Origin of the sequence: Planktotalea frisia (assembly GCF_001890925.1) — a bacterium.
Lineage (GTDB): Bacteria > Pseudomonadota > Alphaproteobacteria > Rhodobacterales > Rhodobacteraceae > Planktotalea > Planktotalea frisia.
The window spans coordinates 1-13,995 of sequence record NZ_MLCB01000045.1 but is presented as its reverse complement, the minus strand read 5'-3'; the positions used below and the strand labels follow the sequence as shown (position 1 = coordinate 13,995).

Below are 13,995 nucleotides of genomic sequence, written 5' to 3'. Positions count from 1 at the left end.
TGATCGCGCAATCAGCGTAAACTCACCCACAATAAGAAACGTGTCAGGAGCAGTCCCCTTGGACAAGCCAGACCGCGAGGTACGCGCGCAGTTTTCCCAGCCTTGGCGGCAAATTACGTCAATGCTGATCGTCATCGGCTTGGTCGGAGCCGGAGCATTCGTGGCCTTGCCGCGCGTGTTGCCTGTTTTCTTGGCCAATCCTTGGCTCAATGGCTTCATTATTGTCGTCTTTTTCATTGGTGTTTTGGCTTGCTTTTACCAAGTGGGCCAGTTGATCAATTCAGTACGATGGCTCGAGGCATTTGCCTCTGAAAACCGTGAAGACCCGAGCATTAAAGCCCCACAATTGCTGGCGCCCTTGGCGGCGTTGTTGCGGTCACGTGGCGCGCGGATGCAGATTTCGAGTAGCTCCACACGGTCGATCTTGGATTCTGTGGCGACGCGCATTGATGAAGCGCGTGAAATTACGCGCTATCTTGTTAACCTACTGATTTTCCTTGGTTTGCTGGGAACGTTCTATGGGCTTGCCACAACTGTCCCTGCGATTGTCGATACAATCCGCAACCTGAGCGCAGCTGAGGGCGAAACTGGCGCAGATGTTTTCAAACGTCTGCAATCGGGACTTGAGGCGCAAATGGGTGGCATGGGCGTTGCTTTTGGGTCTTCGCTCTTGGGTCTCGCTGGATCGCTTGTCGTCGGCCTTTTGGAACTCTTCGCGGGTCATGGCCAGAACCGGTTTTACCGCGAGCTTGAAGAGTGGCTCTCATCCATCACGCGTCTCGGTTATTCCTCTGGCGATGGCGAAGGCGGCGTAGAAAACGCGGCGATGGCTGGGGTCATGGACCATATGGCCGAGCAAATGGAAGCACTGCAGATGATGTTCACTCAAAGCGATGTCAGCCGCTCGATGGTGGATGACAAGCTTGGCTCGCTCACGGATGCAATTTCAAGAATGACAGAACGTATGGAGGCCACGGGCACCGCCACTGATGCACTTATGCGTGTGGCGCAGGGACAAGAGCAGTTGATCGCCAAACTCGATGGCGGCGTGTTGGGCGGGGATGGCGGTATGGATGCGGAAAGCCGGATGCGCTTGCGCTCTATCGACGTTCAGATGCTTAAAATTCTTGAAGAAATGTCCGCGGGTCGCGCTGAAACCATGGCCGAGTTGCGTAGTGACATCGGTGCGTTGGGTCGCATGCTGACGCAACCGCGCAAAGCACCCGCCGGGGCTGCGAAGGCACAGGCAACACGTACGCGTGACGGTGGCTAATGGCACTCTCAAGGCGCACAGGTCAAAGGTTTCAAGGCTCGATCTGGCCCGGCTTTGTCGACGCAATGACCGGACTTTTGCTGGTTTTGATGTTCGTTCTGACCATCTTCATGGTGATGCAATTCGTCTTAAATGAAACGATAACCGGCCAAGAAAGCGAGTTGGATGATCTTGGCCAAGAGATCGCAGCACTTGCGCAGGCCTTGGGCTTGGAAAGGGATCGCAGCGAGAAGCTAGAGAATGATCTTGGCGCTTTGAACGCAACGCTTGATGACACAACGCAGCGCGCAGAGGCGCAATCGGCCCTTATCGCATCTTTGCAACAACAGCGCGCGGATCAAGATAGCGCATTGGCGCAAGCGCAAGCACAGATCACCAGTTTCGAGGCGCAAGTCGCATCGCTTTTGTCCCAACGTGATGATGCGCTCAGCAATGTGGCGTCGCTTGAGGATGCGCAGACCCAATTGCTAAGTGAAAAAGAAGCGCTTGATCTCGCGCTTACTTCTGCGCGCACAGAGATTGATGCGCAGGTTGAAACGGCTCGGCTTGCGGCTGCAGAGCGTGAAGCAATGGATGCCTTGATCGCTGATCTGCGTCGCGAAGGCGAAGATAAAGACGCAACACTTAGCGCGCGCGCTCTGGAACTCGCTGAGTTGCAAGAGGCGCTTTCAGCAGAGGAAAAAGCGCGTTTGTTGGAGGCAGAAGCTGCCGAAGTCTTGCGCGCACGCTTGGAAAACGCGGACGCAGAGCTGACTGCGATGACGTTGAGTTTGGAAGCAGAGCGTAAACAAGCTGAAGAAACGCTAACGCTATTGGCCGCTGCGCGCTCTGCGGGTGATGATCTCACGGCGCAATTGGCCGCGGCTGTAACCATTGGCCAAGACAGAGACGCTGCAAAAGCAGCTGTTGAAAAAGAGCTCTCAGAGGTTTTGACGCAGCTCGCACTCGCGCGTTCAGATTTGGATGCGGCGCGTGAACAGCAGGCTTTAAGCGAAGCAAGTAAATTGAGTGCTGAAGAGGAAGCGGCAGCACGCATTGCGGCGCTACAAGCTGCGCAAAAAGCGGCCGAAGCTTTGCTCGCAGAGCAAGGGTCCGATCTGGAGAATGCGAACGCGCAGTTGGCAGCCTCGAATTCAAGAATAACCGAAACCAACGCGTCGCTTGAGATCGCTCAAACGCGTTTGAACGAGATAAATAGCGCCTTGGCGCGGGCTGAAGCGCAGCTTTCCGAGGCGAGTGGATTTTTGAACGAAACGCAAACCGAACTTGCGAGACTTCAAGCCGAGCAGGAACAGTCTATTGCAACGATCACAGCCTTGAGCGCAGAACTGGCGCGGACCCGTGACGCGCTTGCTTTGGCTGAGGCGAACTTGACCGTCGCGATGGACGACAGTGAGCTAGAGCAGACGTTGGCAGCAGCCCTTGCGGCGCGTAATGCAGCAGAGCTGGAACGTGAAGAGGTGCAAAAACAACTTGCCGCAGCACTAGCGGCGAAGCTTGCAGCTGAACAAGATGCTGGAACACGATTGAATGATGCGGAACAGCAAGCCATTTTGCTGTCTGCCGCGCGTGAAGAATTGGCCAAAGAACAGGCACGTTCGAGCCAAGCAGAATTGCAGACAGAAGCGCTTAATCAACAAGTTGCAGCGCTTCGTGCGCAGCTTGGTAGTTTGCAGGCGATCTTGGATGACGCGCGTGTTCAGGATGTGGCGTCGCAGGTACAGTTGCAAAACCTTGGGTCTGAGTTGAACGCAGCTTTGGCCCGTGTCGCAGCGGAAGAGCGTCGTCGGCGTGAGTTGGAAGAGGCGGAGCGCGTGCGTTTGGAAGCGCAAACCAAAGACCTAGAGCGGTATCGCTCTGAGTTTTTCGGACGCTTGCGCGATGTTCTTGGCAGTCAGGAAGGGGTTCGGATCGAAGGGGACCGTTTTGTCTTTTCTTCAGAAGTGCTTTTCCCACCGGGGCGCGCTGCGCTCTCAGAAGTTGGGCGTGGAGAGGTGGCAAAGGTCGCTTCGATCCTGCGCGCAGTTGCCGATGATATTCCAGAAGGGATTGACTGGGTCATTCGCGTAGATGGTCATACGGATAATGTGCCGTTGTCTGGTCTTGGTGAATTCGCCGATAACTGGGAGTTGAGCCAAGCGCGCGCGCTGTCTGTCGTCAAATATATGGTGAACTTCCTCGGGATCCCGCCAACACGTTTGGCGGCAAATGGTTTTGGACAGTATCAACCTGTGAACACCGAGGACAGTGACGAAGCGCGCGCGCAGAACCGTCGTATCGAGCTGAAATTCACCGAAAAGTAACTATCGCTTGATTTCAAACGTAGCAGTTTGTGTATCAATTTCTTCGCCGTTTCGAGTAAAGCGCGCTCTGGCTTCATAAATGCCCACAGGCCAAGGCTCAGCACGACGTTTTTTACCTATGGCGCGGAAGAAGCGGGCTAGGTTCTTTTCGAGCTCGTAGATTTGCGTAACCTCAAATCCATCAGGTCCAGTGAACTGCACATCAATTTTGTCACCCGCTTTGCCGCCAAACATGAAAAAGTAGCTGACGAGCGCTGGTGAGATCGATCTCAATTCTTGCTCTGCCGTACCCATTTTTATGTCGGCGAACTTGGGAACGCTTTCGGCAAAACCAATTTCTAGAATGCCACCTTTTTGAAACAAGAGCGGCTCGCGCCACATCGTTTTTTCAATCGGTTTATCGCACTTAGCACCCTTAGGCGCGAAGGGATCGACGGGTTTTCCGTCTTTGCGCACGGACAAATGCAGGTGGGCAAATTCTGTGCGTCCGGTCATCCCCATTTGGCCAAGTTTTGTACCAGCCTCGACGATCTGTCCTTTGCGCACGTTCAAAGAGCCTTCGCGCAAGTGACAATACTGCGTTTGCCAACCGTCGCCATGATCAAGCACAAGGCCATTGCCGCATTCACGCCCTTTGATCGCATCTGTGTTAATCTCGCCGTTCCAAACGTCGCTCATTCCGTCTCGCACGCCAAGAACTGTAACTTCAGCGGCGGCGAGAATATCGACACCTTCCTGTGCATCGCGTGCTGTAGGAACGGCAAAATCAGTGCCTTTGTGCGCATTGTACGAGCGCGGACCACATTCGAAATCTTTGAAATTTTCTGTCGCGTCATGATCCATATATTGTTGGATATAGCAGTTTTTTCCAAGCTCGCAGTCCACAGGCAGCGCCAAAAGAGGAGCCCCCGCAGCAGGTGCTGCGAGGGCTAAGAAAGGTATCATAAAAAGCGCGAGACGCATTAATCGGCCGTCAGCAAGGGAGGCTTTTTACCAGAAAGACGCGGCTTTTCCGGGCCTTCTGTCTTTAGAACAATCTTGCCGTCTTTGACACCGACTTTAACAACACCGCCTTTGGCAAGCTTACCAAACAGCAACTCCTCTGCGAGTGGCTTTTTGATGTGCTCTTGGATCACGCGGCCAAGCGGGCGCGCACCCATTTTGCTGTCGTAGCCTTTGTCGGCAATCCATTCTGTTGCTGCTTTGGACAGCTCAAACGTCACGTTGCGGTCCATTAGCTGCGCTTCGAGTTGCAGTACGAATTTTTCAACCACTTGCATGATGACAGTCTTCGGCAAGGCACCGAAGCTGATGATCGCATCCAGACGATTGCGGAATTCAGGCGTGAATGTGCGTTCGACCGCAGCCGTATCTTCGCCCTCACGTGCGGAGCGACCAAAGCCCATCGCTTCTTTCGCTTGCTCAGCGGCACCCGCGTTAGAGGTCATGATTAGCACGACATTGCGGAAATCAACGGCGCGGCCATTGTGATCCGTCAGTTTGCCGTGATCCATCACTTGCAACAGGATGTTGAACACATCGGGATGCGCTTTTTCGATTTCATCAAGCAAGAGCACGCAGTGAGGATGCTGATCCACACCATCTGTCAAAAGGCCGCCCTGATCGAAACCGACATAGCCGGGAGGTGCACCGATAAGACGCGAAACCGCGTGCTTTTCCATGTACTCGGACATGTCAAAGCGCAACATCTCAACGCCAAGCGTATCGGCGAGTTGTTTTGCGACTTCGGTTTTACCCACGCCAGTTGGGCCTGCGAAGAGGTAGTTGCCAATGGGCTTTTCAGGCTCGCGCAGACCTGCACGGGCAAGTTTGATCGCGGAGCTGAGTGCTTCGATGGCCTTGTCTTGACCAAAGACCACGCGCTTGAGGCTCGCCTCGAGGTCTTTCAGAACCTCAGCGTCGCTTTTGGAGACGCTTTTCGGCGGAATGCGCGCAATCTTGGCCACGACCGCCTCAATTTCCTTAGCACCAAGCGTTTTGCGGCGCTTGCTTTCAGGGATCAAATGCTGCGCGGCGCCTGCTTCATCGATCACGTCAATGGCTTTGTCCGGCAATTTACGGTCATTGATGTAACGTGCAGCCAGTTCCACGGCGCTTTTGATCGCGTCAGATGTGTATTTGACGGAGTGATGATCCTCGAAATAAGGCTTGAGGCCTTTGAGGATTTTGATGCTGTCCTCAACAGAGGGCTCATTCACGTCGATCTTCTGGAAACGACGGCTGAGCGCGCGGTCTTTTTCGAAATGCTGACGGAACTCTTTATAAGTGGTTGAGCCCATCGTGCGCAATTTGCCGCCCTGAAGCGCAGGCTTCAGAAGGTTGGATGCATCCATCGCACCGCCAGAGGTCGCACCAGCGCCGATAACTGTGTGGATTTCGTCGATGAAGAGAACACTATCAGGATGCTCTTCGATTTCTGTCACAACCGCTTTCAAACGTTCTTCAAAATCACCGCGGTAGCGTGTCCCCGCGAGCAAGGCCCCCATGTCGAGTGAGAAGATCGTCGTTTTTGAGAGAACCTCAGGGATTTCACCTTGCACGATCTTGCGCGCAAGCCCTTCGGCAATGGCTGTTTTACCAACGCCGGGATCGCCCACCAAAAGCGGGTTGTTCTTGCGGCGGCGGCAAAGCACCTGAATGCAGCGTTCGACTTCGCTATCGCGGCCAATCAATGGATCAACATCGCCTTTCGCAGCTTTTACGTTCAGATCAACACAGTACTTCGCGAGCGCACTTTCTTTCTTTTCTTCGCCGTCCATTGCAGCAGCGGCACCCTCTTCGTCCATCTCGCCAGAGCCGGAGATCGGGCGGGCATCGCCAAAGGCAGGATCTTTTGCAACGCCATGTGCAATGTAATTCACAGCATCGTAGCGCGTCATGTCCTGTTCTTGCAGGAAGTATGCAGCGTTGCTTTCACGCTCTGCAAACATCGCAACCAATACGTTGGCACCTGTCACCTCAGAGCGTCCAGAGCTTTGCACGTGAATCGCCGCGCGTTGGATAACGCGCTGGAATGCCGCCGTAGGCACCGCTTCGGAACCTTCAATGTCCGTGATCAGATTGCTCAAATCGTCATCGATGAAACCGACCAAAGTTTGCCGCAATTCTTCCGTATCGACAGAGCATGCTTTCATCACTCGTTCTGCATCGGGTTCATCGACAAGCGCGAGCAAAAGATGCTCTAGCGTTGCGAATTCATGACGGCGCGCGTTTGCAAGCGCCAAAGCGGAATGGATTGCTTGCTCGAGTGTTGTTGAAAATGATGGCACGGGCGTGCTCCTTTTCTTGGACCCTGTTCGGGGATACCGATCAGCTTAGGCCTGTTGTCTTAAAGTTTGGTCTATATTCGGCCAGCTTCAAGGTCTTTCTTACATTTCTCGATCAACTTTGATGTGACTGGTGTCATAAAATGGGCGGTCGAGACCTTTGGTTATTGACTTAGGGCCGCTTCAAAATTTGTCACGGCGTTTGCGAATTTCTGTGAACACATCAACGGGTGCTGCGTCGGGCATACCAAGATGCGCCGCGATTTGCGGGATATGCGCGCGTAAAAACGGATTGGTTGCGCGTTCACGTTTCAAGGATGAGGGCACTGTCGGCGATCCTGCCGCACGCGCCAGTTTCGTGGCTTCGCGTCTAGACATAAGAGCTGCATTGTCAGGTTCAATAGTCAGCGCAAATCTTGCGTTGGTTGAGGTGTATTCGTGGCCGGAATAAATGATGGTGTCGTCGGGCAAGGCGTTCAGCTTGTTCATGCTCTCATACATTTGCGCGGGCGTCCCTTCGAATAAGCGACCACAGCCAAGCGCCATCAGGCTATCGGCAGTAAAGGCGGCATCGAGCTCAGGCATATGAAATGCGATATGACCCAGCGTGTGGCCAGAAACGTCGATGATGTTTGTCGGCGTGCCTAAGATGTCGATGGTATCCCCTTCGCTGACAGCGTTTGTCAGAGCTGGTAGCCGATGTTCATCTGCCGTTGCGCCGATCACGATTAAGCGGTCGCGCCCCGTTAACCCGTCAAGCCCATCGACGTGGTCCCAATGATGATGTGTTAAAAGGACCGTCGTCAGCGTCCAGCCTTTGTCTTTGAGCATCTCATTAATCGGTGCGGCCTCGGGAACATCAACGATTGCCGCGTCCTGCGTCTCAAGGTTGCCGATCAGAAACGCATAGTTGTCTTCCAAGCAGGGGATGGTCACAATTTCATAAGGCATAGTAATTCAGCTCCGGCTTGTTATGTGATAAGTCAGAGTGGCTGATCGTGAGAGGCGCTGCAATGCATCTTGATGTGCAAGACCTGCGAAATTTTTATTACCGCTCTGCTTTGGGGCGCGCCGCGCAGCGTGCTGTGCGCAATCGGATGCTTAGGATGTGGCCGGAAGCGCAGGGGCAAACTGTCGCTGGATTTGGCTTCGCGGTACCGCTTTTGCGTCCCTACCTCAAAGATGCGCGCCGTGTGATCGCGTTGATGCCGGGGCCGCAAGGGGTGATCCCTTGGCCTGCTGGCCTGCCGAATGTGTCGGTGCTTTGCGAAGAAATGCTCTGGCCCATTGAAACTGGACGGGTGGATCGGCTTGTTGTGATGCACGGGTTAGAGACGTCAGAAAACCCAACAGCGGTTCTGGAAGAATGCTGGCGTGTTCTGGGGCCGGGGGGGCGTGCGCTCTTTATAGTGCCCAATCGCGCGGGCCTTTGGTCACGTAGCGACGCGACGCCCTTTGGGTTTGGGCGACCATACACCCTTGGTCAGTTAGAAACGCAGTTGAAGCGTCACGAGTTTTTGCCAGAACGGCATGCTGCTGCGCTGTATCAACCACCCAGCACCAAGCGCGCTTGGATGAAATCTGGCAATGTGTTGGAACGTATTGGGGGCAATATGCCAGCGATTTTCCCGTCAGGCGTGTTGATGGTAGAAGTGTCCAAACGAGTTCATGCCCCCTCTGGTCCGGGAAAACGCCTGCGCGTCCCAAGCCCTTTGGAGGTGCTTGGACCCAAGCCAGTCCCTGAAGCCGCTGTTGGCTTGAAGGCTCAGCGTAAGTAAAACTGCCTGCTTATTTTACTCTACGGGGCAAGGAATCAGATAATTTCACGAAATAATTCGGTTTTTGTCATCAATTTGCCTGCGCATCTCGTCGCACTTGCGTCAAAGTCATACAAATAAGGTGTGATACGATCACTCAATTGTATCAAGATATGTTGCGATGCGTGAAACCCTCTGCTACATCGGCCCAGAATTTCACGCACCGGCGTTTTGTCGGAGCTCCATCGCTTGCGGGTTGCTCTAGTCATTTGAGCGAACCAAAGGCCAGAATATCGGAAGGGTGGACGTGTCCGAACCAGCTTCGATTTCCTCGGGTATTGCTGCGCGCTATGCCTCAGCAGTTTTCGATCTTGCCAAAGAAGGCAAGGCTATCGCGAAACTCGAAACCAATGTGGATGATCTGGCCGCTGCGCTAGAGTCCAGCGCTGACTTGCGCGACTTGATTTCTTCGCCGGTTTATTCCCGCGATGTTCAGGGCGGCGCAGTCAACGCGATCTCCAAAAAGATGAAGTTGCAGCCGATTATGGCAAACACGCTCAGCCTTATGGCAACAAAGCGTCGTTTGTTCGTGTTGCCGCAACTTGTTGCTCAACTGCGTGCCCTTATCGCAGAAGACAAAGGTGAAGTGACTGCGGAAGTTACCTCCGCAACTGCAATGACCAAGGCGCAGTCAGATAAACTGGCGAAAACGCTGAAGGCCAATGTAGGCAAAGACGTTATTATCAAAGCGACCGTTGATGAATCCCTCATCGGCGGTCTTGTCGTTAAAGTTGGCTCGAAGATGATCGACACGTCGATCCGCTCCAAGCTCAATTCCCTCCAGAATGCAATGAAAGAGGTCGGATAAATGGGTATCCAAGCTGCAGAAATTTCTGCGATCCTAAAGGACCAGATCAAGAACTTTGGCAAAGATGCTGAAGTTGCTGAAGTTGGCCGAGTTCTGTCCGTTGGTGACGGTATCGCTCGTGTGCACGGACTGGACAATGTTCAGGCCGGCGAGATGGTCGAATTCCCCGGTGGTATTCAGGGCATGGCCTTGAACCTCGAAGCTGACAACGTTGGTGTTGTTATCTTCGGTTCTGACCGTGACATTAAAGAAGGTGACACAGTCAAGCGCACCAACTCTATCGTTGACGTTCCCGTCGGTGATGAGTTGCTTGGCCGCGTCGTTGACGGCCTTGGTAACCCGCTTGACGGCAAAGGCCCGATCAAGACATCCAAGCGCGGTGTTGCGGACGTGAAAGCGCCCGGCATTATTCCACGTAAATCCGTTCACGAACCAATGGCGACTGGCCTGAAGTCCGTAGACGCGATGATCCCAATTGGTCGTGGCCAGCGAGAGCTGATCATTGGTGACCGTCAGACAGGCAAAACTGCCGTTGCTCTGGACGCGATCCTGAACCAAAAATCCTACAACGAAGCTGCTGGCGACGACGAGAACAAGAAATTGTACTGCGTTTACGTCGCGATTGGCCAAAAGCGTTCCACAGTGGCGCAGTTGGTTAAGAAACTCGAAGAAGCTGGCGCGATGGAATATTCCATCGTTGTGGCTGCAACTGCGTCCGAGCCTGCACCTTTGCAGTTCCTCGCACCATACGCTGCGACATCCATGGCAGAGCACTTCCGCGACAATGGCCGTCACGCGCTGATCATCTATGATGACCTCTCCAAGCAAGCGGTTGCATATCGTCAAATGTCCTTGCTTCTTCGCCGCCCACCAGGCCGTGAAGCGTATCCAGGCGACGTTTTCTATCTTCACTCCCGTTTGCTTGAGCGTTCCGCGAAGCTGAACGAAGACAACGGTTCCGGTTCTTTGACGGCTCTGCCGATCATTGAAACACAGGGCGGTGACGTTTCTGCGTTTATTCCGACAAACGTGATTTCGATTACAGACGGTCAGATCTTCTTGGAAACAGAATTGTTCTTCCAAGGTATCCGTCCAGCTGTGAACACAGGTCTTTCTGTTTCTCGCGTTGGTTCCTCTGCACAAACAAAAGCGATGTCTTCTGTTGCTGGTCCGGTTAAGCTTTCCTTGGCTCAGTACCGCGAAATGGCGGCGTTCGCGCAGTTCGGTTCCGACCTTGATGCGTCCACTCAGCAGCTCTTGAGCCGTGGTGCACGCTTGACAGAGCTGATGAAGCAGCCACAGTATTCTCCGCTGACGAACGCGGAAATCGTGACTGTCATCTACGCTGGTACAAACGGCTTCCTCGACAAAATCGAGGTCTCAGCTGTTGGTCGTTTTGAAAAAGGCCTGCTTGCGCACATGCATTCCAAGCATTCCGCTGTACTCGATGAAATCACCAACAAAGATCAAAAGATCAAAGGTGAGATCGAAGAGAAGTTGAAGTCCGCAATCGCCGAATTCGCCAACGACTTCGCGTAAGGGGATCTGGTAGATGGCAAATCTCAAGGATCTCAAAAATCGGATCGAGAGTGTGAAGAACACTCGTAAGATCACGAAAGCCATGCAAATGGTTGCCGCGGCGAAACTTCGCCGCGCGCAGGAAGCTGCCGAGCAGTCTCGTCCATATACAGAGCGTTTTAATGCTGTGATGGCGGGTCTGGCAGCTTCGGTTGGTGGATCGGACTCTGCGCCCAAACTGCTGAGCGGTACGGGCAAAGATGACGTGCATCTGCTTGTTGTTATGACGTCTGAGCGTGGCCTTTGCGGTGGTTTTAACACCAACATCGCCAAGAAAGCACGTGGTCACGCAGAAAGCCTGCTCGCAGCTGGCAAGACTGTCAAAATTCTGACAGTCGGCAAAAAAGGCCGCGACAGCATGAAGCGTGACTTTGGTCAGTATTATGTCGGGCACGTTGATCTGTCTGACGTCAAACGCCTTGGCTATGTAAACGCGCAAGACATCGCATCTGATGTACTGTCGCGTTTCGACGCCTCCGAGTTTGATGTCGCGACACTGTTCTATGCGAAGTTCCAGAACGTGGTTACCCAAATCCCAACGGCGCAGCAGATTATCCCTGCTGCGTTTGAGCAGGAAGAGGGCGCCGAAGCGGCAACGCTTTATGACTACGAGCCTAGCGAAGAGGCCATTCTGGCTGACTTGCTTCCACGCGCTGTCGCCACTGCTATTTTCTCAGCTCTGCTGGAAAATGCGGCGTCCGAGCAAGGCTCACGTATGTCTGCGATGGACAACGCAACACGCAACGCGGGTGACATGATCGACAAACTGACGATCCAGTACAACCGTTCCCGTCAGGCCGTCATCACCAACGAGCTGATTGAAATCATTTCGGGCGCGGAAGCGCTCTAAAATATCGGAGTTTACGACATGGCAAATTCTGTCGGAAAAATTACTCAGGTCATCGGCGCTGTCGTTGACGTGCAGTTTGAAGACAACCTACCAGAGATTTTGAACGCTCTGGAAACACAAAACCAAGGCAAAAACCTTGTTCTTGAGGTTGCTCAGCACCTCGGCGAGAACACTGTTCGTACCATTGCGATGGACGCGACTGAAGGTTTGGTTCGTGGTCAAGAAGTGACCAACACGGGCAACCAGATTTCTGTTCCAGTTGGCAACGCCACACTAGGCCGCATCATGAACGTCACAGGCGATCCTGTTGACGAGCAAGGCCCTGTGAATTCAGAAGCACGCCGCCCGATCCACGGCGACGCGCCAACGTTTGAGCAGCAATCCACAGCGACAGAAATTCTCGTGACAGGCATTAAGGTCATCGACCTTCTCGCGCCTTACACGAAGGGTGGTAAGATTGGTCTCTTCGGTGGTGCGGGTGTTGGTAAAACAGTTCTCATCATGGAATTGATCAACAACATTGCGAAGGTGCACTCCGGTGTTTCCGTTTTCGCGGGTGTTGGCGAGCGTACACGTGAAGGCAACGACCTTTACCACGAGATGATCGAATCCGGCGTTATCGTTCCTGACAATCTGACAGAGTCCAAGATTGCTCTGGTTTACGGTCAGATGAACGAACCTCCCGGTGCGCGTATGCGTGTTGCTTTGACTGGTTTGACACTGGCCGAGCAGTTCCGCGACGACACAGGCACAGACGTTCTGTTCTTCGTTGATAACATCTTCCGCTTTACACAAGCGGGTTCCGAGGTTTCCGCCCTTCTTGGCCGTATTCCTTCTGCGGTTGGCTACCAGCCAACACTGGCGACCGACATGGGCGCGATGCAGGAGCGTATTTCTTCCACGAAGAATGGTTCCATTACATCGGTTCAAGCGGTTTACGTTCCAGCGGACGACCTTACTGACCCGGCTCCGGCGACATCCTTTGCGCACCTCGACGCGACAACGGTTCTGGATCGTTCGATCTCTGAGAAAGGCATCTACCCGGCTGTTGACCCACTTGGTTCCACATCGCGTTTGCTTGACCCACTGATCATCGGTGACGAGCACTACAAGGTTGCGACAGACGTTCAGCAGGTTCTTCAGCGCTACAAGTCGCTTCAGGACATCATTGCCATTCTTGGCATGGACGAACTGTCTGAAGAGGACAAACTGGCCGTGTCTCGTGCACGTAAGCTAGAGCGCTTCTTGTCCCAGCCGTTCGACGTTGCAAAGGTCTTCACGGGTTCTGATGGTATTCAGGTTCCAATGGAAGACACAATCGCGTCGTTCAAAGCGGTTGTCGCGGGCGAGTACGATCACCTTCCAGAGGGCGCCTTCTACATGGTTGGCGGCATCGACGAAGTGATCGCCAAAGCCGAGAAAATGGCCGCAGACGCAGCTTAATCGTTGATTTGGTAGGTGCTGGTTTCGATCAGCACTGCCGACAAAGGAGACGAACATGGCAGATACAGTGCAGTTCAATCTGGTTTCTCCAGAGCGCAGCCTTGCGTCCATGCAGGTGAACGAAGTGCAGATCCCAGGCTCTGACGGTGACATGACAGCTATGGCGGATCACGCGCCAACGATCACGACATTGCGCCCTGGCGTTTTGAAAGTGACCGGTCCAGAGGGTGATGCTGAGTATGTGGTCACCGGCGGTTTTGCAGAAATCGGTGAAAGCGGTATCTCCGTTCTTGCTGAGCGTGCAATCGCGAGAGCAGACATGGATCAAGCGACTCTCAAAGGCATGGTTGATGCGGCGACAGACGCATTTGCGAAAGCACAAGACTCCAAAAGCGAAGCGGCAGACGACATTGCCAAGACGCTTGCGGATACGGTTGCCTTAGGTGATGCGCTGGGAATTAGTGTGAACTAAGTTAACAACTGTTTCAGAATTTGAGCCCTTCCGATCCTGTCGGGAGGGCTTTTTTGTTGCCAGCACTTTTGTGGCTTGCCAAATTTATGGCATCATTCAATGCTATACCGCTGCTACCCCAAAACCCGAATTTTTTCATGGGTTATGACGCGGAAATTGTCTGA

At 53.6% G+C, this 13,995-nt stretch carries 11 protein-coding genes; 8 read left to right on the top strand and 3 right to left on the bottom strand.

Translation table 11 applies throughout. The features are described from left to right. Nucleotides 1–58: 58 nt before the first annotated feature. On the top strand, nucleotides 59–1,273 hold the full coding sequence (locus PFRI_RS02695; protein WP_072629213.1) for a biopolymer transporter ExbB: 1,215 nt from the start codon (nucleotides 59–61) through the stop codon (nucleotides 1,271–1,273). After that, nucleotides 1,273–3,576, top strand: coding sequence for a peptidoglycan -binding protein (locus PFRI_RS02690; protein ID WP_072629212.1), 2,304 nt, complete (start codon nucleotides 1,273–1,275; stop codon nucleotides 3,574–3,576). Before PFRI_RS02695 ends, PFRI_RS02690 begins: the two co-directional genes overlap by 1 nt. Here the strand turns inward: PFRI_RS02690 and PFRI_RS02685 are convergent, their stop codons facing one another. From PFRI_RS02685 to gloB, 3 genes are all read right to left on the bottom strand, one after another. Further along, entirely contained in the window at nucleotides 3,577–4,521 is a 945-nt protein-coding gene (locus PFRI_RS02685) for a M23 family metallopeptidase (RefSeq protein ID WP_170124840.1), read from the bottom strand. Nucleotides 4,522–4,538: 17 nt separating this feature from the next. Next, a complete protein-coding gene (gene clpA, locus PFRI_RS02680) occupies nucleotides 4,539–6,866 on the bottom strand; it encodes an ATP-dependent Clp protease ATP-binding subunit ClpA (RefSeq protein WP_072629210.1) in 2,328 nt (775 codons plus the stop codon). A 180-nt stretch (nucleotides 6,867–7,046) separates the two neighbouring features. Next, nucleotides 7,047–7,814 carry a hydroxyacylglutathione hydrolase gene (gene gloB / locus PFRI_RS02675; RefSeq protein WP_072629209.1) on the bottom strand — a complete coding sequence of 256 codons (768 nt, stop codon included), beginning with the start codon at nucleotides 7,812–7,814 and terminating at the stop codon, nucleotides 7,047–7,049. 62 nt (nucleotides 7,815–7,876) lie between these two features. Between gloB and PFRI_RS02670 the strand changes: the two genes are divergently transcribed. From PFRI_RS02670 to PFRI_RS02645, 6 genes are all read left to right on the top strand, one after another. Continuing rightward, nucleotides 7,877–8,641 carry a class I SAM-dependent methyltransferase gene (locus tag PFRI_RS02670; protein ID WP_072629208.1) on the top strand — a complete coding sequence of 255 codons (765 nt, stop codon included), beginning with the start codon at nucleotides 7,877–7,879 and terminating at the stop codon, nucleotides 8,639–8,641. 286 nt (nucleotides 8,642–8,927) lie between these two features. Further along, on the top strand, nucleotides 8,928–9,488 hold the full coding sequence (locus PFRI_RS02665; RefSeq protein ID WP_072629248.1) for a F0F1 ATP synthase subunit delta: 561 nt from the start codon (nucleotides 8,928–8,930) through the stop codon (nucleotides 9,486–9,488). After that, nucleotides 9,489–11,027, top strand: coding sequence for a F0F1 ATP synthase subunit alpha (gene atpA / locus PFRI_RS02660; RefSeq protein WP_072629207.1), 1,539 nt, complete (start codon nucleotides 9,489–9,491; stop codon nucleotides 11,025–11,027). 13 nt (nucleotides 11,028–11,040) lie between these two features. Continuing rightward, a complete protein-coding gene (locus PFRI_RS02655; RefSeq protein ID WP_072629206.1) occupies nucleotides 11,041–11,916 on the top strand; it encodes a F0F1 ATP synthase subunit gamma in 876 nt (291 codons plus the stop codon). Between the two features lie 18 nt (nucleotides 11,917–11,934). Beyond that, complete coding sequence (atpD, locus tag PFRI_RS02650; protein WP_072629205.1) at nucleotides 11,935–13,359, top strand: F0F1 ATP synthase subunit beta; 1,425 nt, start codon at nucleotides 11,935–11,937, stop codon at nucleotides 13,357–13,359. Nucleotides 13,360–13,414: 55 nt separating this feature from the next. Further along, nucleotides 13,415–13,831, top strand: a complete 417-nt coding sequence (locus PFRI_RS02645) for a F0F1 ATP synthase subunit epsilon (protein WP_072629204.1) — start codon at nucleotides 13,415–13,417, stop codon at nucleotides 13,829–13,831. Nucleotides 13,832–13,995 lie beyond the last annotated feature (164 nt).

Coding starts and splice junctions, on each gene's coding strand:
- PFRI_RS02655 (WP_072629206.1), top strand. CDS start 11,041: ATGGCAAATCTCAAGGATCTCAAAAATCGGATCGAGAGTGTGAAGAAC.
- PFRI_RS02690 (WP_072629212.1), top strand. CDS start 1,273: ATGGCACTCTCAAGGCGCACAGGTCAAAGGTTTCAAGGCTCGATCTGG.
- gloB (WP_072629209.1), bottom strand. CDS start 7,814: ATGCCTTATGAAATTGTGACCATCCCCTGCTTGGAAGACAACTATGCG.
- PFRI_RS02670 (WP_072629208.1), top strand. CDS start 7,877: ATGCATCTTGATGTGCAAGACCTGCGAAATTTTTATTACCGCTCTGCT.
- atpD (WP_072629205.1), top strand. CDS start 11,935: ATGGCAAATTCTGTCGGAAAAATTACTCAGGTCATCGGCGCTGTCGTT.
- PFRI_RS02685 (WP_170124840.1), bottom strand. CDS start 4,521: ATGATACCTTTCTTAGCCCTCGCAGCACCTGCTGCGGGGGCTCCTCTT.
- PFRI_RS02645 (WP_072629204.1), top strand. CDS start 13,415: ATGGCAGATACAGTGCAGTTCAATCTGGTTTCTCCAGAGCGCAGCCTT.
- atpA (WP_072629207.1), top strand. CDS start 9,489: ATGGGTATCCAAGCTGCAGAAATTTCTGCGATCCTAAAGGACCAGATC.